Source organism: Streptomyces sp. ME02-8801-2C (assembly GCF_033793965.1).
GTDB lineage: Bacteria > Actinomycetota > Actinomycetes > Streptomycetales > Streptomycetaceae > Streptomyces.
On record NZ_JARAXP010000022.1, the window covers coordinates 1 to 22,103 of the forward strand.

Sequence of the window (22,103 nt, forward strand, 5' to 3'; positions counted from 1 at the left end):
CGATTTCCTCGGTGCTTTCCAGGTTTCCGCTTTCGCGTTTCCCTTTCCGGCGAGTCCGACTCTATCAGATCCTTTCGGGCCTGATTCCCAGTCAGTGGGACTTGTCTTCCCGGCTGTTGGGCCGTTCCGACGTCTCAAACCTTAGCCGATCCTCTCGGCGATTCCCAATCGGGCCGCTGAGCTCCATCGAGCCTCATTCGAATTGAATTCGGGCACGCCGAAATCACCCCGGATGGGAGATCGTTCTGATGGTTTGATTTGCCGCTGCTGCGGCGGAGGTGCTGCCGCAGAACCGTTACGGCCCCGTGGCAACCCGAAGAACTCTACGGATCGGGGAGGGGGATGTCAAGCATCCCCTGTCTCGCCCTGTCAAGATCTTTAGTCGAGGTCGCTGAGGCGTCCGCCGGCGTCCGGCTGAGCGTGCTCCACCCGGCGCAGGAGACGGGTGAGGACGTCGCCGAGACTCGCGCGTTCCTCCCGGGAGAGGTCCTGAAGGAGGTCCTCCTCGAAGACGGTGGCCAGACGCATGGCCTCCAGCCACTTCTCGCGGCCCTCGTTCGTCAGTCCCACGATCACGCGGACCCGGTTGGACTCGTCGCGCTCCCTGGTGACCAGACCCTCCGCCACCATCCGGTCGATCCGGTGGGTCATCGCGGCCGGCGTCAGGCCCAGCCGCTTCGCCAGGTCGCTCGGGCCCAGGCGGTACGGGGCACCGGAGAGCACCAGCGCCTTGAGGACCTCCCACTCGGCGTTGCTCATGCCGAGCGTCGCGGTCTGGCGTCCGTACGCGACGTTCATACGGCGGTTCAGTCGCCCGAGGGCCGCGACGATCTTCTCGACCTGGGGGTCCAGGTCTCTGAACTCGCGCTGGTAGGCGGCGATCTGCTCATCGAGCGTCGGCTCGCCGACGGCGGTGGTGTCACCCATGGACGCAGTGTCCCACGCGACCGCTTGGTGTCGAAGTACTTCGAGGTGTATTGTTCAAATCTCAATTTTAGCTTCGAAGTCTTCATGTCTAACCCCTTCGGTTTGCGTAGGACTTCTCGATCAAGGCAGGTGAAAGTGACCAGGGCGATGGGCGCGGAGATGCGCCGGATCCATGTGGGCAACGCACTCAGCGCGTTCGGGCTCGGCTTCACCGTCCCCTACCTGTACGTCTATGTGGCGCAGGTACGGGGACTGGGGGCCATGACGGCGGGTCTCGTACTCGCCGTCTTCGCCGTGGCGGCGCTGATCGTGCTGCCGTTCGCCGGGCGGGCCATCGTCCGGCGCGGCCCGCTGCCGGTGCTGCTCGTCGCCCTGGTCACAGCGGCTGTCGGCGCGCTGGGCCTCGGGCTCGCCGCCAACGCGACCGCCGTACTCCTGGCCTCTGCGGCGCTGGGGGCCGGGCAGGCCGTGATGCAGCCGGCGCTCGCGACGATGATCGTGGACCTGTCGTCGGCGGAGACCCGGTCTCGGGCGTTCGCCACCCAGTTCTTTCTGCAGAATCTGGGGCTCGGCGTCGGGGGGCTCATCGGTGGGCATCTCGTGGACGCGAGCCGGGTCGGCTCGTTCACTCTTCTGTTCGCCATCGAGGCGGCGATGTTCCTGCTGCTCGCCGTGATCATGGCGACGGTGCGGATGCCTCGTTCGCCGAGGATCGACGGTGCTCCGGCTCAGGCCAGGGGCAGCTGGAAGCAGCTGCTCGAGAACCGGGCGATGGTGCAACTGCTGGTGCTGGGCTTCGTTCTTTTCTTCGCCTGTTACGGGCAGTTCGAGTCCGGGCTGAGTGCGTACGGGGTCGAGGCGGCCGGGATTTCGACGTCCGCGCTCGGTTCGGCGCTGGCGGCGAACACCGCGGTGATCGTGGTCGCGCAGTTCGCGGTGCTCAGGTTCGTCGAGCGGCAGAAGCGGTCCCGGGTGATCGCGGCCGTGGGGATTCTGTGGGCCGTGGCGTGGGGCGTGGCCGGGTATGCGGGGCTCGGGCACGGCAGCCAGGCCATGGCGACCGCCGCGTTCGTGTCGACGTACGCGCTGTTCGGGCTCGGGGAGGCGATGCTGTCGCCGACCGTCGCGCCACTGGTTGCCGATCTGGCGCCGGCCGGGCTGGCAGGGCAGTACAACTCGGCGTTCGCCCTGGTGAAGCAGCTCGCGCTGGCGGTTGGTCCGGCGGTGGGCGGGCCGCTCGGGGCCTCGCTGCACGGGCCGTACATCGTGATGTTCCTGCTGTTCTCGCTGGGGATCAGCGTCCTCGCCGTACGGCTGGGACGGCAGCTGACCCCCGTACAGAATCAGCCGTATCTGATGCGGCGGAGTCGGGTGGTCGCGCAGGGTGGGGCTCCGGTGGAGTCCGCGGTGCCTACTACGTAGTAGTAGGCACGGGCGGCGGCCTCTGCTTGTCAGCGGGTGGCTGTGGCCAGGGTCGAGGTGAAGGGGAGGGTGGCCGAGCCGTCGGGGTTCGTGTGGGGGGACAGTGCCTCGCGGATCGTTTCTGCGGCCTCGGTGAAACGGGTCGGGCCGCCCGCCTCCTCGATCGACTGGCCCCACGGGACGGCCGCCAGGTGGCCCGTGACGAAGTCCGCGATGTCCGGGAAGGCGATCGCGAAGGTCACCTCGCGGGTCGTGACGTCGTGGAAGCCGGCGCTCGTCAGGGCGGTGGTCAGGCGTTCGGCGGGGCAGGAGAGGGACGTGGCGAAGCGTGCCTGTGCCTCCGGGTCGCCGTGTTCGGTGACCGCCTTGAGCTGGGCGGCGAAGTACGGGGTGCGGTCCGCGGGCGGGGTCCAGGACGTGACGGCGAGACGGCCGCCCGTACGGGTGACGCGGGCCGCTTCGGTGAATGCGGCTTCCAGGTCGGGGAAGAACTGGACGCCCTGTTGGCACAGGACCACGTCGAACGAGTCGTCCGGGTACGGGAGTTTGTCGGCCGGGGCTTGGGTGAACTCGATGTCCGGGTACATCCGGGGTGCGTTGCGCGCGGCGGTTCTGAGCATGTCCTCCAGGAGGTCGGCGGCGGCCACGTGGCCGGTGGGGCCGACCTGGGCGGCGGCCGCGCGGGCGACGAAGCCGGTGCCGCAGGCCAGGTCGAGGACCTGGGCGCCCGGGAAGAGGTCGGCGGCCTCGACGACCTCGGTGACGAAGGGCGCCATCATCAGGGCGCTGTAGCGCTCGTAGTGCTCCGTGGCGGTGTGGGTGGCGTTGTCTTTGAGGGGGAAACCTGTGAGATCTGCCATGCAGGAGCTACTAGCAGGCGGTTGAGGGTTCGCCTAGGGGACGCGCGGCTGGGGTTCCGTCATTTGGCGCCCGGCAGTACGAACTCGCACCACACCGCCTTTCCGCCGCCCGGGGTCCGGCGGGCGCCCCAGCTTGTGGCGACCGTCGCGACGATGGCGATGCCCCGGCCCGATTCGTCACCGGGTTCCGCTGTGCGGCGCAGGGGGAGGTGGTCGTCGCCGTCCGTCACCTCGACGATGAGGCGGCGGTCGGTGCGGCGCAGGCGCAGGCGCATCGGGGGTGTGCCGTGCTGGAGGGAGTTCGCGACGAGTTCGCTGGCCGCCAGGACGCCGACGTCGTGCAGTTCGGTGGGGAAGCGCCAGCTCGTCAGGACGCCGGAGGCGAACGCACGCGCGCGTGGGGCCGCTTCGATGCCGCCGAGGAGTTCCAGGGCGGCGTTGCGGAACAGGTCGCTGTCGGGGCCGGTGCGGGCCGGGTGCTGGAGGACCAGGACCGCCACGTCGTCGTCGTGGTCCGCGGTGACGCCGGCCGAGCGGACCAGACGGTCGCAGACGACCTGGGGGCTGCCCGTGGCGCCGGAGAGGGCCCGCTCCAGGGAGGCGATGCCCTCGTCCAGGTCCTCGTTGCGGCGTTCCACCAGGCCGTCGGTGTAGAGGACCGCTGTGGAGCCCGGGGTCAGCGGGATCGAGCCCGAGGCGTGCATCCAGTCGCCCGTGCCCAGGGGTGGGCCGGTGGGTTCGTCGGCCCGTTGAACGACCCCGCTCTCGTCGCGGACGAGGATCGGGAGGTGGCCCGCGGAGGCGTACACCAGTTTGCCCTCGTTGGGGTCGTGGACGGCGTACACGCAGGTGGCGATCTGGTTGGCGTCGATCTCCGCGGCGAGGCCGTCGAGGAGTTGGAGGACCTCGTGCGGGGGGAGGTCGAGGCGGGCGTACGCGCGGACCGCCGTACGGAGCTGGCCCATGACCGCTGCCGCGCGCACTCCTCGGCCCATGACATCGCCGATGACGAGCGCTGTGCGGCCTCCGCCGAGGGTGATGACGTCGTACCAGTCGCCGCCCACCGCCGCTTCCGTGCCGCCGGGGTGGTAGACGGCGGCCACGCGGAGGTCGTCCGGTTCCTCGAGTTCCTGGGGGAGCAGGGAGCGCTGGAGGGTGACCGCGGTCTCGCGCTGGCTGCGTTCGCTGGCGCGCAGGCGTTCGGCGGCCTCGGCGTGGTCGGTGACGTCGGCGGCGAAGATGAGGACCCCGCCACTCCCTTCGGGAGTGGCCGTCACCTCGATCGGGGTGCAGGTGATGGTGTACGAGCGCCCGCTGTGTGCCTTGCGGGACTTGACCGTGCGGGGCTTGGAGCTGCGCAGGACCTGGTCCAGGAGTGGCAGCAGGCCCAGTTCGTCGAGTTCGGGGGCCGCGTCGCGCGCGGGGGCGCCCTCGGGGCGTACGCCGAAGGCCGCCGTGTAGGCGTCGTTGACGTACGCGATGCGGTGGTCGGCGCCGTGGACGAGGGCGACCAGGGCCGGGATGCGGTCGAGGACCTCGCGGGTGGGCAGGTCGTCGACCGCGGGGGCGCAAAACGTCCCGTCGGTGAGCTGCTCGGCGCGGGCGGCCGGGACGGAGCCGGGGCCCGAGCCGGAGCTCTCGCCGAGCCGGTCCGGCAGCCGGTCCGGAGTGATCGGGTGATCGGTCCGCGCTGCGGCGCGGCGCTGCGTTCCGGGAAGTCGGGCGCTCCAGCGCGTGAAGTTCACGAATCCTTGCCTCGTGTTTGTCGGCACAGGCCGGCAGCGGGTCGGCCGGAGGTACGGGGGGTGTCCCCCGGGAGATAGAGCACTTACGGAAAGCCTCGTGGGTAGAGAAGGTAGCTGGAGAAGGGATGTGCGGCGAGGACGTGGAACCAGTCTGGCAGGGTGGCCGAGCGGGCCGACATCCTTCAGACGTCGGCCGCGTCGGCGGAGTTCCTGAATCGGGTCAGGACGACCCCTTCGGGTCCTGGTTCGGTTTCTGGTTCGGGTTCTGAGAAGGCTTTCCACCGGCCGCGAGTTCGAACTCCGCACGGGGGTGTTCGAGTGATCCCAGGGAAACGATCTCCCTCTTGAAGAGGCCCGACAGGGTCCACTCCGCGAGCACCCGGGCCTTGCGGTTGAAGGTGGGCACCCGGCTCAGGTGGTAGACGCGGTGCATGAACCAGGCGGGGTAGCCCTTCAGCTTGCGCCCGTAGACGTGTGCGACGCCCTTGTGGAGTCCCAGGGAGGCTACTGAACCGACGTATTTGTGGGAGTACGTTTCGAGCGGTTCGCCCCGCAGGGAGTGGGCGACGTTGTCGCCGAGGACCTTGGCCTGGCGGACCGCGTGCTGGGCGTTGGGGGCCGTCTCCTTGCCGGGTTCCGCGGCCGTGACGTCGGGGACGGCCGCGGCGTCTCCCGCCGCCCACGCGTGCGTGGTGCCCTCGATCCGCAGCTCGGCGGTGCACTTGAGGCGTCCGCGCTCGTTCAGCGGAAGGTCGGTCGCGGCGAGCAGGGGGTGGGGTTTGACGCCGGCGGTCCACACGACCGTACGGGTGGGGAAGCGGGCGCCGTCGCTGAGGACGGCGACGCGGTCCGCGCAGGAGTCGAGGCGGGTCTCCAGGCGTACGTCGATGTTGCGGCGGCGCAGCTGCGTGACCGTGTACTTGCCCATCTCCTCGCCGACCTCGGGCAGGATGCGGCCCGAGGCTTCGACGAGGATCCACTTCATGTCCTCGGCCTTGACGTTGTGGTAGTACCGCGCGGCGTAGCGGGCCATGTCCTCGAGCTCGCCGAGTGCCTCGACGCCCGCGTAGCCGCCGCCCACGAAGACGAAGGTCAGGGCGGCGTCTCGGATCGCGGGATCGCGGGTGGAGGAGGCGATGTCCATCTGTTCGATGACGTGGTTGCGCAGGCCGATGGCCTCTTCGACCGTCTTGAAACCGATGGCGTGTTCGGCGAGGCCGGGGATCGGCAGGGTGCGGGAGACCGAGCCGGGGGCCAGGACGAGTTCGTCGTACGTCAGTTGCTGGGCGCCCGTTCCCTCTTCCGTGGTGGCGAGGGTGGTGACGGTCGCGGTGCGTTTGGCGTGGTCGATCGCCATGACCTCGCCGACGACGATCCGGCACTTGTCGAGGACCCGGCGCAGCGGTACGACGACATGGCGGGGTGAGATGGAGCCCGCGGCCGCCTCCGGGAGGAACGGTTGATAGGTCATGTACGGGTCCGGAGTGACGACTGTGATGTCGACCTGGCCCCGTTTCAGCTCCTGCTGGAGCTTCCGCTGGAGGCGCAGGGCCGTGTACATCCCGACGTAACCGCCGCCGACAACGAGAATGCGCGCACGTTCCTTCACCATCCCATGACGCACCCAGCGCTCGCGTTTGTCCACAGGCCCGACAATTTGTGTGACCGGCGGGCGGTGGGCCGCAACGTTGCCCGAATCGTCGCCGCTCGGGGCAGGACCGCAGGTCAGCGGGTGTGAGACGGGTAACAGGAGGGGGTGCATCCGGGACGTAACCGACACCTACTCCGATCGGGCGGCCCCCCGTGCGGAACGCGCCCCTTCTGAATTGACCCTCGCTCAACTATGTTCGTAGGCCGACGGGGTGTAGGGGGATGCGCTCTTTCGGGTCCGCTCCGCGACGGGTGGGCCCGTGGCTCAGTGCTGGTTCCGTACGCTCCGGCTGCCAATGGCGGGGAGTCTCCGGGGGGAGACGTCATTACCGGGGGAACATTATGCACATTCAGGATTCTCGTTGGTCATCCGCGTCAGCCATCGCACCAGGCGGACCGGTCGGAGCGGCGGCGGGCAACGGACGCGGTGACTCATCGCGTACGGCGCCGCTGCGGGTGGACGCACAGCGCAATCTGGAACACGTACTGCGCGCGGCACGTGAGGTCTTCGGCGAGCTGGGGTACGGCGCGCCGATGGAGGACGTGGCACGGCGTGCGCGGGTGGGTGTCGGCACGGTGTACCGGCGCTTCCCGAGCAAGGACGTGCTGGTCCGGCGGATAGCCGAGGAGGAGACCTCCCGGCTGACCGACCAGGCCCGTGCGGCGCTCGGGCAGGAGGACGAGCCGTGGTCGGCGCTGTCGCGCTTCCTGCGGACGTCGGTGGCCTCGGGCGCCGGGCGGCTGCTGCCGCCGCAGATACTGCGGGTCGGCGTCAGCGACGACGACGCTTCCGACGGCTCGGGCGACATCGGGCTCGACGAGGCGCGGGTGCCGCAGCAGCGGACGCAGCCGGCGGGTGCCGGTTTCACCACCGGGGAGCTGCGGCTGGTGTCCGACGACGCCACGGCGGCCGCGGTGGCGGACAACCCGGGTGCGGCGGCGCTGCTCGACGTGGTGGGCCGGCTCGTGGAGCGGGCGCGCGAGGCGGGTGCGCTGCGGCCGGACGTGTCGGTGTCGGACGTACTGCTGGTGATCGCGACGGCGGCACCCTCGCTGCCGGACGCCGCTCAGCAGGCGGCGGCCTCTTCGCGGCTGCTGGACATCCTGCTGGAGGGACTGCGGTCGCGACCCGTCTGACGTTCCCCGTTCGGGTGAACGCTGGTACCTCGTTGCGGGAAGCCCCACGGACGAGTGGTTGGTTCGTTCGGGGCTCCCTGAACAAAAGCCGATATGGCACTCTGACCCGGTGTTCGGGACTCGATGTGCTGGCAGCTGTGCAGGCGGCAGGGGCTTTCCGCGATGAGCGTTGACGGGCGGGACGAGTCACTCGGTGACGCCGACGCGGAGGCCGGCCGCGGGCCGGCCTCGCCGCAGGTGCCGAACCAGGGCGGACCGGGCGGCTCACAGGGCGGCGTTCATGGAGGCGTCCAGTATCTGGGCGGCTCGCTGGACGGTTCGGAGTACCGGGAGTACCTCGGCGACCCGATGGAGAGCACCGTCCCGGCACAGCGTGAGGGCGGTGTGCTGCCGCCGCCCATTGAGCTGCCGCCGTCCGACACCGACCTGATCGGGCGGATGCGCTCGGGCGACGACACGGCGTACGAGGAGCTGTATCGGCGCCACGCCGACGCCGTACGCAGGTACGCGCGCACGTGCTGCCGTGACGGCCACACCGCCGACGACCTCACCGCCGAGGTCTTCGCCCGCATGCTCCAGGCGGTACGCGGCGGCTCCGGCCCGGAGTACGCCGTACGCGCCTATCTGCTCACCACCGTCCGCCGGGTCGCCGCGAACTGGACGACGTCGGCGAAGCGTGAGCAACTGGTCGACGACTTCGCGGTGTTCGCGACGCAGGCCGCGCGCGGCTCGGAAATGTCCGCGCTGTCCGCCGACAACGGCACCCTGGACCTCGGCGCCGACGTACGCGCGATGCACGAGGCCGAGCGGTCCATGGCCATGCAGGCGTTCCGGTCGCTGCCCGAGCGGTGGCAGGCCGTGCTGTGGCACACCGAGGTCGAGGACGAGTCGCCGAGCGAGGTCGCCACCCTGTTCGGGCTCGACGCCAACGGCACGCGCGTGCTCGCCAGCCGGGCCCGGGAAGGGCTCAAGCAGGCCTATCTCCAGGCCCATGTCAGCGCGACGCTCGTCACCGACGAGGAGTGCTCCCGGTACGCCGACCGGCTCGGCGCGTACGCGCGCGGGGGGCTGCGCACCCGGGCCGAACGGGGGCTGCGCAAGCACCTGGAGGAGTGCGCCAAGTGCCGGCTGGCCGCAGGCCAGATCAAGGAAGTGGCGAGCGGTATCCCCGCCGTCGTACCGATCGCGGTCATCGGCTGGTTCGGCGCCGCCGGGTACGCCAAGGTGGCCGCGCTGGTCGCCGGGGGCGCCGGAGCGGGTGCGGTGGGTGTCGGCGGGGCAGCGGCGAGCGGTTCGTCGTCGTCCGGCGGGGGTGGTGGTGGCGCGGCGGTCTCGGAGGGGCTGGGGGCGCCGGTGAAGGCGGGGATCGCGGCGGGGGTTGTCGCCGTGGGGATCGCGGCGGTGGTGTTCGCTCTGGCGGGCGACGAGGTTCCGAAGGAGTCGGTTGCGCGGCCGTCGGGGCCGCCGTCCGCGCCCGCGGGTCGGCCGGAGGCGCCTACGCCTACGCCGCGGCCGACTCCGCCCGAGCAGGGGCCCGAAGCGGCGCCTCCTGCGGTGGTGCCGGCTCTGGCGACCAAGCCGGGTTCCAGTCCCAGGGCCTCCCCAAGGTCGACTCCGGCTCCCTCCCCGGCGCCGACCTTGGCGCCCGCTCCGAAGGTGTCCCCGAGCTCAACGCCGACCCCGTCTCCGCCTCCGCCGCCGGCGCCCGTCCCCAGTCCCACACCGACTCCGCCGCCTCCACCGCCGCCGCCCGCCCCTGCCGACTTTCAGTGGACCGAGCTGCGGTACGGCGTTCTCGGGGACGGCACCGAGCCTGAGATGCGGCTTGGCGAGAGCAGTTGGGTGTGGCAGCGGTGGTGGGTGTCTGTCGCGGACAAGCAGTACGAGCACGGGGTGACCGTTCACGGGGAGTCGTCGGTCACCATCGATCTCAACCGTGTGTGTGTCGTACGACGCGCTGGTGGGTGTTGACGACAGGGTGGTCAGGGTGCCGTGCCCGTTCATGTCGACCTGACCGGGCGGCGGACTGTTCGTCTGGTCGTGGAACCTCACTCGGGGTTCGATTCGGTGGCGCACGCGGACTGGGCGGAGTCCAGGTTCATGTGCCGGTGAGGGGGGTTACTTGGGTGTTTTCGCCCCCGCCGCCCCTACCCGTCCCATCCCTGGGGGCTGCGCCCCCAGACCCCCCTTTCGGCCCTGAAGGGGCCTCGTCCTCAAACGCCGGACAGGCTGGGGGTGTCGGCCGGCGCTCCAAAGGCAGACGGGCTGAAGGGGCCGGCCGGGGTCTCAGCCTCGCGGAGCGCCCGCGCCCGCTCCCAGGGCGCCCCTCTGTGGGGTGATTCCCGCCGGTACTGCTCGTTGGCGGGCCGGGGTGCCTGTCCAGCAGGTGCCTCTGCGGGAGAGTAGGCGGCGTAGCCAGACCTCCAGGGAGACCAGGTCCGCCAGGCCGTCCAGGGGGAGTGGTTCGCCTTCCGCCGCCGCTCTGATCGCCTTGCGGACGACTCGGGCCTCGACCAGGCCCGCCTCCGCCAGCAGTGGGGTGTCGAACAGGGTCATCAGGGACTGCGCCGACACCCGCAGGCCGGTCCGGGACGCCGCGTCCGCCGACGCCTGGGACGGGGTGCCCCAGCCGGGGGGCAGGTCCGCGACGCCGGCGCCTTCCAGGACCGTACGGAGGATGGACGCCCGGGCGCCGGGCTGGACGCGCAGGGCTTCCGGGAGGGCCCTGCACGCGCGGACGACCTGGTTGTCCAGGAACGGTGTGTGGAGGCGCTGGAAGCGGATCTCGGCGGCCTGTTCCAGGACGCGTACGTCCGCCGCCTGGCGGGCCAGCGCCGCACGCGCGCGGAAGTCGCCGGGGCGTTGGCCGGGGCCCACGCCGGCGCCCGCGCGGTCCGTCGCCCAGTTGAGGCGAACCGATACTTCAGCGAGCGCCTCGCCTGTCAGCCAGCGTGCCGCCGGGCCGGGTCTCGCCCAGGTGAGCGCGGCCAGCGAGGCCCCCACCGCGCCGCCGGGCTCGTCGAACCTGCGCTGCATCAGGCGGTCGGACAGGTGCTCTATACCGGCGCGGTAGGGCGTACGGGCGAGCTTGCGGGCGGCGCCGTACACGCGCGCGGGGACCATCACCGAGCCGTCGGCCTTCGCGAGGGCCGCCACCGGGCGGACCAGGTGCCGTCGCTTGCGGTCCATCAGGAGGTCGGCGAGGCGGGCCGGGTGTGCGTCCAGCACCTGCCGGGCGCCGTAGCCGGTGAAGTGGTCCGCGCTGCCCGAGGCCAGGCGGGCGCGGTGCCGTGCCGCCGTCACCAGGGACGGGCCCGGCTCGTCGGTCAGCGGGCCCTCCAGGTCGGCGTACGGCAGGACGTCCTCGCCGCCCGGTACCACCACGTGGTGCAGGCGCGGGTTGGCCGCCAGGGCGCCCGCCCGTTCGAGTTCCGCCTCGCGCCCGCCCACCACCAGGTCGTTGAACGTCACCGCCACGAGCCGCTCCCCCGCGCCCGTGCCGTGGCCCAGAACCGTCCCCGGCATGCCTGGCAGACCGGCCGCCAGGAGTGCGAGCGTCCCGGAGGCAGGGCCGCCGGACAGGTCTGCCCCTATCCCCGGTACGGGCATTCCGCGCGCCGCCCGTCGTTCCGCTGGGCCCATCCCGGGCACCGGGCCGGGGTCCATGTTGGCGTCGGGTACGTGGCGAGGGGCGGACAGCCGGGCGCGTACCGCCTCGACGAGCGCGTCCCGTACGCCGTCCACCGCGCTGTCGGGGTCCACGGAGGCCGCCGCGACCGCGAGGGAGGCGACCGGTTCGTACCCGGCGATCTCGCGCGCCCCGGCGCGCAGGATCAGCGCGTGCCCGGGCGGAATGCGCCGTACGCCGTCGTAGGGCGTCGAGTCGTGCAGCGCGGCCGGTACGTCGGGGGCCGCGAGAAGAGCGGCGAGGTGGCCGAAGTCGAGGTTGGCCTCGATGAGGTCGGCGAGCGGGAGGGCCGCCGTCGCGTAGGCCGTGCCGCCCGACCACGGGGTGTAGAACACCGGGCGCGCGCCCGCCAGATCGCCGCAGACCATGAGCCGGCGGCCCACCTGGACGATCGCCGTGTAGCTGCCCGGCCAGGCCGTCAGATGGCGAAGGGCTCCTCCGCGGGCGGCGAACAGGGCGACCCGCAGCTGTTCGTCGGTGGCTCCGCAGGTGCCCAGGACCGCTATGCGCGTCTGTTCGTCGGCCCGTACGACGCGGACCTCGTCGGGTCGCCAGTCGCCGACCGCCCAGAGGGGATCGGGGTCTCCCCAGATGAGCTGGGAACCGACCGGGTGGACCGTCTCGCCCTCATGGCCGGTCGCCCCCGCCGCATAACCGGCCCCGGTCGCGTAACCGCCCCCGGCACCGTTCCCGTTGCCGATTCCGACATCGTCGGACGCGTAACTGCCAAGCCCTGTCCTGTACTTGGCGGCCACAGCTGCGGTGCTGCTCCATCCCACCAACCACCGCATCGACGCCTCCACAGGCTGTGGACAACCAGTGCACCGTACGAACTCGGCACCATGCTGCCATGAAGGACGCGTCCAGGAGGGACGGCGGAGCCGCTCGCGCTCCCCGAAATGCGCCCCTGCGAACTCCTGTGCACCCCCTGGAACATGCCCAGGCGGTGTCGAAGGCACGCGCGGATCAAGGGTGTTGGATCGGAGAAGGGGCCACCCGACGAGCCCATCAGGGAGTTCACGCCAAGACCGCGACCTGAATGCGCCCCCGTTACGCTCCCCAAAGACGCCCCGTGCGCCCTCAATTTCCATGGTCGGAGCGGTAATCGCCCCGGAAGAACGGGGTCTGTTTTCGGCCAAGTTGGCGAAGCACGGGCAGCCTTGCGCACGCTCCGTACAGGCTCTGCGGAGCGCAGCGCCGACGCACAGTCCGGGAGGCGGAGCTCGCCTCCCGGACCGGTCCGCCGCCCGCGGGGATGTAGGCGGCGGTGTCCCCCAGCCCACTGGATCCAGTACAGCGGGCCGACCCACGCAGGATCCATGGAAGCGCTCCCGCCATGGCCGGAGAAGAGCGCACGGCCGGGCGCACGGCCACACAGCGGGGGCACGCCGCGACGGTGCGTACATCCCCAGAACTTCCGTACGGACCACAATCCCGCCATCCGGAACAATGCCCCTTAACGCTTGGGATGCGGCGAACTACGCTGGGTTTACGAATGCCGCATGGTTATGCCAGCGCGGCAGCCGTCTGTGTCGAGGGGTGGCGCATGTCCAGGGAGCAACGCGGGCCGAACGAGAAACTCGGCACCGTTCTCGCCCTCGCGGGAATCAGCAACGCAGGACTCGCGCGTCGCGTCAACGACCTCGGCGCCCAACGCGGGTTGACCCTTCGCTACGACAAGACGTCGGTGGCGCGCTGGGTCTCGAAGGGCATGGTGCCGCAGGGCGCCGCGCCGCATCTCATCGCGGCCGCCATCGGCCAGAAGCTCGGCCGCCCGGTGCCGCTCCACGAGATCGGTCTGGCGGACGCGGATCCCGCACCCGAAGTGGGCCTGGCCTTCCCCCGGGACGTCGGACAGGCCGTCCGCTCGGCCACCGACCTCTACCGTCTCGACCTCGCGGGCCGCCGCGCCGGCTCCGGCGGCATCTGGCAGTCGCTCGCCGGATCGTTCGCAGTGAGCGCATACGCAACGCCCGCCTCACGATGGCTGATAACCCCGGCCGACAGCTCGGTGGCACGTGACGCGAGCCCCGCCGAGGGCTCCGGGGCACCGTTGAAAGTCGGCCACAGCGATGTGCAGAAGCTGCGGGAGGCCGCGGAGGACGCCAGGCGCTGGGACTCCAAGTACGGCGGCGGCGACTGGCGTTCGTCCATGGTGCCCGAGTGCTTAAGGGTGGAGGCGGCGCCGCTCCTGCTGGGTTCGTACTCGGACGAGGTGGGACGCGCGCTGTTCGGGGCGTCCGCCGAACTCACCCGCCTCGCCGGGTGGATGGCCTTCGACACGGGCCAACAGGAGGCCGCGCAGCGGTACTACATCCAGGCGCTGCGCCTCGCGCGCGCGGCGGCCGATGTGCCGCTGGGGGGATACGTACTGGCGTCGATGTCCCTGCAGGCCACCTACCGGGGCTTCGGTGACGAGGGCGTCGACCTCGCCCAGGCGGCCCTGGAGCGCAACAGGGGCCTGGCGACGGCCCGCACGATGAGTTTCTTCCGGCTGGTCGAGGCGCGGGCCCACGCGCGCGCGAACGACGCGCACGCGGCCGGCGCGGCGCTGCGCTCCTCGGAGAGCTGGCTCGAGCGGGCCCGCGACGGCGACGGCGACCCCTCCTGGCTCGGCTTCTACGGGTACGACCGCTTCGCCGCCGACGCCGCCGAGTGCTACCGCGACCTGAAGGCACCGCGCCAGGTCCGTCGTTTCACGGAGCAGGCGCTGTCGAAGCCGACGGAGGAGTTCGTGCGTTCGCACGGACTGCGACTCGTCGTCTCGGCGGTCGCCGAGCTCGAGTCGGGCAACCTCGACGCGGCATGCGAGCAGGGCGTACGGGCGGTGGAGGTCGCAGGGCGCATCTCCTCGGCGCGCACCACCGAGTACGTGAAGGATCTTCTGCACCGGCTGGAGCCGTACGGGGACGAGCCGCGGGTGGTAGAGCTGCGCGAGCGTGCCCGGCCGCTGCTGATGACTCCGGCGTGAGCGACGAAGAGTAGGGGAAGTACCGCGTCCGAAGCGTGTTCGAAGCGTGCCCGCTTCCTGCGTTTGAAGTGACTGTCAGTGGCGCAGTGCACTATGAAAGCAGGAGGTGGGGCGCGGTGGAGCTGTCGCGTGGGTTCGCTTACGACTGTGACGTGCTGGTGATCGGTGGGGGGATCGTCGGCCTGTCGACGGCGTACGCGATCACGCGTGCCGCACCGGGCACGCGCGTGACCGTGCTGGAGAAGGAGCCGGGTCCGGCCCGCCACCAGACGGGCCGCAACAGCGGGGTGATCCACAGCGGGATCTACTACCGGCCCGGCTCGCTCAAGGCGCGCTACGCGGTGCGGGGCGCCGCCGAGATGGTCAAGTTCTGCGCGGAGTACGACATCCCGCACGCCGTCACCGGCAAGCTGATCGTCGCCACGGAGCGGGAGGAGCTGCCCCGGCTGCACGCCCTGGTGCAGAGAGGGCGGGAGAACGGCATTCCCGTGCGGGAGCTCGGCCCCGCCCAGATCGAGGAGTACGAGCCGGAGGTGCGGGGCCTCGCCGGCATACACGTGGGGACGACGGGGATCTGCGACTACGTGGCGGTCGCCCGGCAGCTCGCCGAGTCCTCCGGGGCGGAGATCCGGTACGGGGCCGAGGTCGTCCGGATCGACCGGCGCCCGGAGCTCGGGGTGGCCGTGCGGACGGCGGGACCGGGGGGCGGCGAGGTCGTCCGGGGGCGGGTGCTGGTCAACTGCGCCGGGCTGTACTGCGACGAGGTGGCACGGCTGACCGGCGACGATCCCGGGATGCGGATCGTGCCGTTCCGGGGCGAGTACTTCACGCTGGCTCGGCCCGAGCTGGTGCGGGGGCTGGTGTATCCGGTGCCGGATCCGGCGTTCCCGTTCCTCGGGGTGCATCTCACCCGGGGGATCGACGGGAGTGTCCACATCGGGCCCAATGCCGTGCCGGCGCTGGCCCGCGAGGGGTACGGGTGGGGGACCGTGCGGATGCGGGAGCTGGGGGCGACGGTGGCGTGGCCCGGGTCGTGGCGGATCGCGGCGCGGCACTGGCGCTACGGGGGTGGGGAGCTGCGGCGGTCGGTGTCCAAGCGGGCGTTCGCGCGGGCGGTGCGGAGGTTGCTGCCCGTGGTGGCCGAGGGGGATCTGGTGCCGGCGGCGGCGGGGGTGCGGGCGCAGGCGGTGCTGCGGGACGGGACGCTGGTGGACGACTTCCTGATTCGGGAGGGGGCGCGGGCGGTGCATGTACTGAATGCGCCGTCGCCGGCGGCGACGGCTTCGTTGCCGATCGGGCGGGAGGTGGCTCGGCGGGCGTTGGCTGTGCTGGGTGGGTGAGCGGAGCGTTTCTCGCCCCCGCCGCCCCTACCCGTCCCATCCTGAACCTGGGGGCTGCGCCCCCAGACCCCCCTACGGCCCTGAACGGGCCTTGTCCTCAATCGCCGGACGGGCTGGGAATGCGGGCCTGAGCTGGATAGAGGCAGGCGGTAAAATCGGCGGCATCATGTCTGACTTCCCCGACTCCCCCGCCCCCGTCCGGGCCACGCGTGCCCCCCGGTTTCCCGGTGGGCCGCAGGCCGATCCCGCCGGGTCGCATTTCGAGCGGCGGATCCGGAGCTTTCAGCCCCGGCGCAGCCGGGTCACCACCGGGCAGGGTGACGCCTTGCGGCGGCTGTGGCCCACGTGGGGGCTCGACATCGACGGGCACGCCCTCAGCCTCGGCGAGCTGTTCGGGGACGATCAGCCCGTCGTACTCGAGATCGGGTTCGGGATGGGGGAGGCCACCGCGAGGATGGCCGCCGACGATCCCCGTACGAACGTTCTCGCCGCCGACGTGCACACCCCGGGCCAGGGCAACCTGCTCAACCTCGCCGACCAGTACGGGCTGACCAACCTCCGTGTCGCCAACGGTGACGCCATCATCCTGCTCCGCGAGATGCTCGCCCCCGACTCGCTCGACGGTCTGCGCGTGTACTTCCCGGACCCCTGGCCCAAGAAGCGGCACCACAAGCGACGGCTGATCCAGGCCGAGTTCCTCGACCTCGTCGCCGGTCGGCTGCGCCCCGGCGCGCTCGTGCACTGCGCGACCGACTGGGAGCCGTACGCCGAGCAGATGCTCGAGGTGCTCGAGGCGCACCCGGAGTTCGAGAACGCCCAGGCCGGGGGCGGTTACGCGCCACGTCCGGAGTTCCGGCCGCTGACCCGTTTCGAGGGCCAGGGACTGGAGAAGGGACATGTCGTGAACGACCTGCTCTTCCGCCGCGTAGAGCACTCGTAGGGCCTTCGTGGAGCACTCGTAGAAGAGCACTGGTTAGGGTCGATGCCGTGGCCATCTTTCCGCCGTACCCGACGCAGCCCAGCAGCCCCACTGACGGCCTCGTCGGCGGGGCGCTGCGGCACGCTCACTGGTGGCAGCGGAGCTGGGTGCGTTACGGCGCCCTCATCAGCCTGCTCGCGCTCTCCGGGCTCGTCATCCTCGCCCTGGTCCGCGAACAGACCGGCACCGAGGGGTTCCTGGTCGGGCTCGGGCTCGCCGTACTGCCCGTGCCGTTGCTCGTCGCCGCGTTCCGGTGGCTGGACCGGGTCGAGCCGGGGCCCTGGCGCAACCTGCTCTTCGCGTTCGCCTGGGGCGCCTGCGCGGCGGCCCTGATAGCGATCGTCGCCAACAGCTTCGCGACGCGATGGATAGCGACCGCCACGGCCGACCCGTCCGGCGCGGACACCCTCGGGGCGACCGTCATAGCGCCCATAGTCGAGGAGTCGGCGAAGGCAGCCGCCGTCCTGCTCATCTATCTCTTCCGGCGGCGTGACTTCACCGGGATCGTCGACGGTGTCGTGATCGCCGGAATCACCGCCACCGGCTTCGCCTTCACCGAGAACATCCTCTACCTCGGCACCGCGTTCGGCACCGACCAGCTCACCGGGGACACCGGTATCGCCTCGGTCACCGCGGCGACCTTCTTCGTGCGCGTCGTGATGTCGCCGTTCGCGCACCCCCTGTTCACGGTCCTCACCGGCATCGGTTTCGGGATCTCCGCGCGGTCGGGGGAGCGCCGGCGCGTCCGCCGGGTGCTGCTGCCGCTGACCGGGCTGTTGCTCGCGATGAGCATGCACGCCCTGTGGAACGGCTCGTCGACGTTCGGGGAGTTCGGGTTCATCGCGGTGTACGCCGCGTTCATGCTGCCCGCGTTCGGCCTGCTGACCTGGCTGGTCATCTGGACCCGCCAGCGCGAACTGCGTACCGTGCGCGCCGAGTTGCCGGCGTACGCGCTGGCCGGCTGGCTGACCCCGGGCGAGCCGTACGCCCTCGGCTCGATGCGCGCCCGCCGCCTGGCCCGCGAGTACGCCCGCCATCACCTGGGCAGACCGGCGGGGCGCGCGGTGGCGCAGTACGAGGCGTACGCCACCTCGCTCGCGTTCCTGCGTCACCGGGGGCGCCTCGGCCGCGCGGGCGCCGACTTCGTCGTACGGGAGCAGGAGCTGCTGGGCGAGCTGTGGCAGCGCAGGGCGGTGGCCCGCCCGGCCCTGGACCACGCGGCGCGCGCCATCGCACCGGCGCCGGTGCACGTACCGCCGCAGGCCGCCTGGCCGGCGTACGGCCAACAACCGTACGCACAGCAGCAGCCGTACGGGCCCCAGGGGTACGGGCAGCAGCCGTACGGGCCGGCGAGTCCGTACCCGGCCTACAACCCGTACCGCTCCTAGCCCGTCACAGCGTCAGGCACAGGCCCTGGCTACGCCGAAGCCGCCGTCAGGGTCGCGAGTTCCGCCTCCGTCAGTTCCAGTTCCGCGACCGCGAGCAGCGGCGGGAGCTGGTCGGCCGTGCGGGCGGACGCGATCGGGGCCGCCACCGTGGGCTGGGCGGCGAGCCAGGCCAGGGCGACCGTGGCGACCTCCGCGCCGTGTGCCTCGGCGACGGAGTCCAGCGCGGCCAGGACCTTCCTGCCGCGCTCCGACTCCAGGTGCTGGGCGGCGCCCTGGGCGCGCCGGCTGTCGACCGTCGTACCGGCGCGGTACTTGCCCGTGAGGAAGCCGGAGGCCAGCGCGTAGTAGGGGACGGCGGCGAGGCCCGTACGGGAGGCGATGTCGAGTCGCGGGCCCTCGTAGGTGTCGCGCGAGACCAGGTTGTAGTGGGGCTGGATGGCCACGTACTTGGCCAGGCCCTCACGGTCGGAGAAGTCGAGGGAGGCCTGGAGCCGCTCGGGCGAGATGTTGGAGACGGCGATGTGCCGCACCTTGCCCGCGGTCACCAGTTCGTCGAGGGCGCCGATGATCTCCTCGACGGGCACCTCGGGTTGGTCGAAGTGCGTGAAGTACAGGTCGATGTGGTCGGTGTCGAGGCGGCGCAGGGAGGCGTCGGCGGCGGCCTTGATGTTGGTGCCCGAGAGACCGGGGAAGTCGGGGTGCTGGCTGACCTTCGTGGCGACCACGATGTCCTCGCGGTTGCCGCGCTTATTCAGCCACTTGCCGATGAGGGTCTCGGACTCGCCGCCCTTGTTGCCGTCGGCCCACGCCGAGTAGACGTCGGCGGTGTCCAGGAAGTTGCCGCCGGCCGCCGCGTAGGCGTCGAGCACCTCGAAGGAGCCCGCCTCGTCGGCGGTCCAGCCGAAGACGTTGCCGCCGAGGGCGAGCGGGAAGACCTCTAGGTCCGATGATCCGAGCTTGCGAAGAACAGTCATGCTCATCGTCAACGCCCGCGGCGGAGACCGTGATTCCGATCCGTTCACGAAGGTCGTGTGAACAGTCGTGTGAACAACGGAACGCCGGTAGTCCTGACGTCGGGTGGCGAACGTCAGGACTACCGGCGGAAAACCGGGGAACGCGTCCCTTACGGGTTGAGGCCCATGCTGCGCAGCCAGGCCATCGGGTCGATGCCCGCGCTGTCCGTGCTGCTGGTGTGCACCTCCAGGTGGAGGTGGGCCCCGGTGACGTTGCCGGTGGCACCGACGCGGCCGATGACGTCACCCGTGGCGACCTTCTGGCCGACGGTGACGTTGATCGAGGACTGGTGGGCGTACCACAGCTCGGTGCCGTCATCGAGGGTGAGGATGGTGCGGTAGCCGTACGAGCCGCTCCAGCCCGCCTCGGTGATCGTGCCGCTGTGGATGGCCTTGAGCGGCGTGCCGGTGGGCGCGGCGAAGTCGAGGCCGGTGTGGTAGCCGGAGGACCACAGCGCGCCGGCCTGGCCGAACGTCGAGGTGATCGTGTACGAGGAGGTCGGCAGCGTGTACTGCTTGGCGAGCTCGGCGAGGCGCGCGGCCTCCCGCTTCGCCTCGGCGGCTTCCGCGGCCGCCTTCTTCGCGGCGGCGGCCTTCTCGGCGGCCTCGCGCTTCACCTTGGCCGCCTCGGCGGCGGCCTTCTTCGCGGCGGCGTCCTCGGCTGCCTGCTGGACCTTGGCCTCGGCCTGGTCCTTCTGCTGCTCGGCCTGGAGGATGATGCGGGCCCGCAGGGCCTCGCCGGCGTCGCTGGTGCCCTGCTCGGTCTCCTCGGTGGTCACGCCGACGCTGCTGAGCGCGGTGGCGGAGCCCTGGGGCTCGTCGTCCGAGTCGTCGTTCGTGAAGGGCGAGCCGACGGAGGGCAGGTCGGGGATCGAGATGGAGACCGGCGGCTTGCCGGTCTGCGCGGTGGCCATGCCGGCCCCGCCGACAGCGGCTATGACGCCGACGCCGAGAACGGTGGAGCTGCGGGCGAGCCCTCCGCGCTGCTTGCCGACGCGGTGCCGGCCGCGAACAGGTCGGGTGGAGTCCGCGGTGGGATTCCACTCCTCCCAGGGGCCCTCGTCGATACGGCGACCGCCGAAGCCGAAGGTCGGGATCTTGCCGTCCTCGGTCTCGGTGCTGCGCTGGCTCGGCATGAACGGGGCCTCTGGGGCAGCCGGGTTTGACGCCACGTGGGCGTGCTCCTTTCCTTCCTTCTCGCCTACCGGGTTAGCTGACGGGTTCGGAGCAGGAAGGTCTCCTACGCGCGTATACCTGCCGTGTTGCCACGGAGGCGGACGAGCGATTCACCCCAAGTTGGTGGTTCCCCGGTTCCCTTGCGGGATTCGGCGCGTGCGCACGGAGCCGTCTCTTGTGACGGCTGGGACAACCGCGCTGCGTTATCGAACGTTAATAGACCCGGACGTCTGATTCCAAGCTGTTCCGGTTGATCGTTAACCCTTTTCTCGAGGACTTTCCGGGTCACCACCGGTGAAAATCGGGCGAGTTGACCCGGCCGATGTGACCAGTCAGTAGGCCGTCGCCCGCGCGCGGGGTGACCTGCCGGGACGAGCCGGGAGCGGTCGGGCCGGAAAACGACTCAGGGCCGGAAACCAGAAGAACTGGTTTCCGGCCCTGGGCCTTCAGTAGCGGGGACAGGATTTGAACCTGCGACCTCTGGGTTATGAGCCCAGCGAGCTACCGAGCTGCTCCACCCCGCGTCGGTGAACACAACTATACGCCATCCGCGGGACGCCGATCACCACGTTTGTCGTCAGCCCGGCAGATGGGCGTTGGGAGCCTTGGCCCGCTCCTCGTACTCGGGCAGTACGACGACGTCGACGCCCTTCCCCGTGAGCAGCCCGGTCCCGTCCGCCGCGACCACGAAGGTGTCCGGTTCACGCCAGGCGGTCACCACCCGGCGTACGCCCGCCTCGAGGATCAGCCGGGCGCAGGGCGCGGGCCGGGAGGCCCTGCGCGCGCAGGGTTCGAGGCTGCTGTAGACGGTGGCCGTCCGAAGGCGGGCGTCGGCCGGGTCGAGCTTCGCGAGGGCCGCCTCCTCCGCGTGCACGACCGGGTCGCCGCCCTCGCGGGAGTGGCCGCGCGCCAGTTCCGTACCGTCGGCGGCGACCACGACCGCCCCCACGCTGAACGCCGTGTCCGACGGCGGACACCGCTCCGCCAGTTCGCACGCCAGTGCCAGCCAGTGCCGGTCGGCGGCGGAGGCGACCGGGCCGGCGCCGGGAGCGGTGGGCTCGTACCGCATGAGGACGACGTCCTCGATCCGGCGCGTCTCGGTCAGCCGGAGTCGGCCGCCCTGGTAGGCGCCAGGGCCGAAGAGGCGGGGGGCGTCGGGGTCGCCGACGAAGAGGGGCGCGAGGACGAGCTGGAGTTCATCGGCGAGGCCCTGCTGGAGGAGCTGGGTGTGGATGGTGCCGCCACCCTCGACCATCAGGCGCCGCACACCTCGTACGTCGTGCAGGTGTTCGAGCAAGGCCCGCCAGTCGAGCGGGCCGGGGCCCAGGGCGACGATGTCGACGTCGGCACCGAGGTTCGCGCGCCGGGCCTGTTCGGTGCCCTTGTCCGTCGTGTAGACGACTTTCTCGCCGCCCGTGTGCCAGAAGTTGGCGGCCGGGTCCAGTTCGCCCGATCCGCTCACCGTCACCTTGAGCGGGTACGCGGGCTTTCCGGCCGCCAGCCGCGCGGCCCGCCGCTCGGGCGAGTTGACCAGGAGGCGCGGGTTGTCGGCGCGGATGGTGCCGGCGCCGATGAGGATCGCGTCGCTGGACGCCCGTACCTCGTCGACCCGGTCGAAGTCGGCGGGGCTGGAGAGCAGCAGCCGTTCGGGGCCGGTGTCGTCCAGGTGGCCGTCGAGGGAGACGGCGGCGGACAACAGGACGTGGGGGAAGGGCATGGGGGCACTCTCTTCCGGTTTTTCCGGCTCTTCCGACTCTCGTGGCCGGCTCTCGCGGCGGCCCTTCCGGCGCTTGCAGGACCGCAGCTT

At 71.2% G+C, this 22,103-nt stretch carries 14 protein-coding genes, 1 tRNA gene, 1 pseudogene and 1 riboswitch; of the genes and pseudogenes, 7 read left to right on the forward strand and 9 right to left on the reverse strand.

What is annotated here, in order from left to right; translation table 11 throughout:
- Nucleotides 1–378: 378 nt before the first annotated feature.
- Nucleotides 379–927 carry a MarR family transcriptional regulator gene (locus PV396_RS39450; protein ID WP_319213155.1) on the reverse strand — a complete coding sequence of 183 codons (549 nt, stop codon included), beginning with the start codon at nucleotides 925–927 and terminating at the stop codon, nucleotides 379–381.
- Between the two features lie 147 nt (nucleotides 928–1,074).
- Here PV396_RS39450 and PV396_RS39455 point away from each other — a divergent pair, with 147 nt between their 5' ends.
- Nucleotides 1,075–2,349 (forward strand): MFS transporter, encoded by a 1,275-nt coding sequence (locus tag PV396_RS39455; protein ID WP_319213240.1) that lies wholly within the window; start codon nucleotides 1,075–1,077, stop codon nucleotides 2,347–2,349.
- A 29-nt stretch (nucleotides 2,350–2,378) separates the two neighbouring features.
- On the opposite strand, the gene PV396_RS39460 is transcribed toward PV396_RS39455, so the two are convergent.
- From PV396_RS39460 to PV396_RS39470, 3 genes are all read right to left on the reverse strand, one after another.
- Nucleotides 2,379–3,209 carry a class I SAM-dependent methyltransferase gene (locus tag PV396_RS39460; RefSeq protein ID WP_319213156.1) on the reverse strand — a complete coding sequence of 277 codons (831 nt, stop codon included), beginning with the start codon at nucleotides 3,207–3,209 and terminating at the stop codon, nucleotides 2,379–2,381.
- A 59-nt stretch (nucleotides 3,210–3,268) separates the two neighbouring features.
- Complete coding sequence (locus tag PV396_RS39465; protein WP_319213157.1) at nucleotides 3,269–4,954, reverse strand: SpoIIE family protein phosphatase; 1,686 nt, start codon at nucleotides 4,952–4,954, stop codon at nucleotides 3,269–3,271.
- Nucleotides 4,955–5,174: 220 nt separating this feature from the next.
- Nucleotides 5,175–6,566, reverse strand: coding sequence for an NAD(P)/FAD-dependent oxidoreductase (locus PV396_RS39470; RefSeq protein WP_319213241.1), 1,392 nt, complete (start codon nucleotides 6,564–6,566; stop codon nucleotides 5,175–5,177).
- Nucleotides 6,567–6,946: 380 nt separating this feature from the next.
- On the opposite strand from PV396_RS39470, the gene PV396_RS39475 reads away from it, so the two are divergent.
- On the forward strand, nucleotides 6,947–7,741 hold the full coding sequence (locus tag PV396_RS39475; protein ID WP_319213158.1) for a TetR/AcrR family transcriptional regulator: 795 nt from the start codon (nucleotides 6,947–6,949) through the stop codon (nucleotides 7,739–7,741).
- Nucleotides 7,742–7,903: 162 nt separating this feature from the next.
- Nucleotides 7,904–9,853, forward strand: a pseudogene (locus PV396_RS39480) (sigma-70 family RNA polymerase sigma factor).
- Nucleotides 9,854–10,027: 174 nt separating this feature from the next.
- Here PV396_RS39480 and PV396_RS39485 read toward each other — a convergent pair.
- Nucleotides 10,028–12,220: an asparagine synthase-related protein gene (locus PV396_RS39485; protein WP_319213159.1), complete on the reverse strand. Its 2,193-nt coding sequence runs from the start codon at nucleotides 12,218–12,220 to the stop codon at nucleotides 10,028–10,030.
- 755 nt (nucleotides 12,221–12,975) lie between these two features.
- Between PV396_RS39485 and PV396_RS39490 the strand changes: the two genes are divergently transcribed.
- From PV396_RS39490 to PV396_RS39505, 4 genes are all read left to right on the forward strand, one after another.
- Entirely contained in the window at nucleotides 12,976–14,400 is a 1,425-nt protein-coding gene (locus PV396_RS39490; RefSeq protein WP_319213160.1) for an MFS transporter, read from the forward strand.
- Nucleotides 14,401–14,522: 122 nt separating this feature from the next.
- A complete protein-coding gene (gene lhgO, locus PV396_RS39495; protein WP_319213242.1) occupies nucleotides 14,523–15,740 on the forward strand; it encodes an L-2-hydroxyglutarate oxidase in 1,218 nt (405 codons plus the stop codon).
- Nucleotides 15,741–15,906: 166 nt separating this feature from the next.
- The gene (gene trmB, locus PV396_RS39500) at nucleotides 15,907–16,680 is read left to right on the forward strand and encodes a tRNA (guanosine(46)-N7)-methyltransferase TrmB (RefSeq protein ID WP_319213161.1); all 774 of its coding nucleotides are present in this window, start codon (nucleotides 15,907–15,909) and stop codon (nucleotides 16,678–16,680) included.
- A 47-nt stretch (nucleotides 16,681–16,727) separates the two neighbouring features.
- Nucleotides 16,728–18,107 carry a PrsW family intramembrane metalloprotease gene (locus tag PV396_RS39505; RefSeq protein WP_319213162.1) on the forward strand — a complete coding sequence of 460 codons (1,380 nt, stop codon included), beginning with the start codon at nucleotides 16,728–16,730 and terminating at the stop codon, nucleotides 18,105–18,107.
- 29 nt (nucleotides 18,108–18,136) lie between these two features.
- On the opposite strand, the gene PV396_RS39510 is transcribed toward PV396_RS39505, so the two are convergent.
- The 4 genes from PV396_RS39510 to PV396_RS39525 all read right to left on the reverse strand — a co-directional run bounded on the left by PV396_RS39510 (nucleotide 18,137) and on the right by PV396_RS39525 (nucleotide 22,013).
- A complete protein-coding gene (locus tag PV396_RS39510) occupies nucleotides 18,137–19,081 on the reverse strand; it encodes an aldo/keto reductase (RefSeq protein ID WP_319213163.1) in 945 nt (314 codons plus the stop codon).
- A gap of 149 nt (nucleotides 19,082–19,230) precedes the next feature.
- On the reverse strand, nucleotides 19,231–20,292 hold the full coding sequence (locus PV396_RS39515) for a M23 family metallopeptidase (RefSeq protein WP_319213164.1): 1,062 nt from the start codon (nucleotides 20,290–20,292) through the stop codon (nucleotides 19,231–19,233).
- Between the two features lie 11 nt (nucleotides 20,293–20,303).
- A riboswitch (cyclic di-AMP (ydaO/yuaA leader) is annotated at nucleotides 20,304–20,461 on the reverse strand.
- Between the two features lie 285 nt (nucleotides 20,462–20,746).
- Nucleotides 20,747–20,820: transfer RNA gene (locus PV396_RS39520), tRNA-Met, on the reverse strand.
- A 53-nt stretch (nucleotides 20,821–20,873) separates the two neighbouring features.
- A complete protein-coding gene (locus PV396_RS39525; RefSeq protein ID WP_319213165.1) occupies nucleotides 20,874–22,013 on the reverse strand; it encodes a dihydrofolate reductase family protein in 1,140 nt (379 codons plus the stop codon).
- Nucleotides 22,014–22,103: the final 90 nt, after the last annotated feature.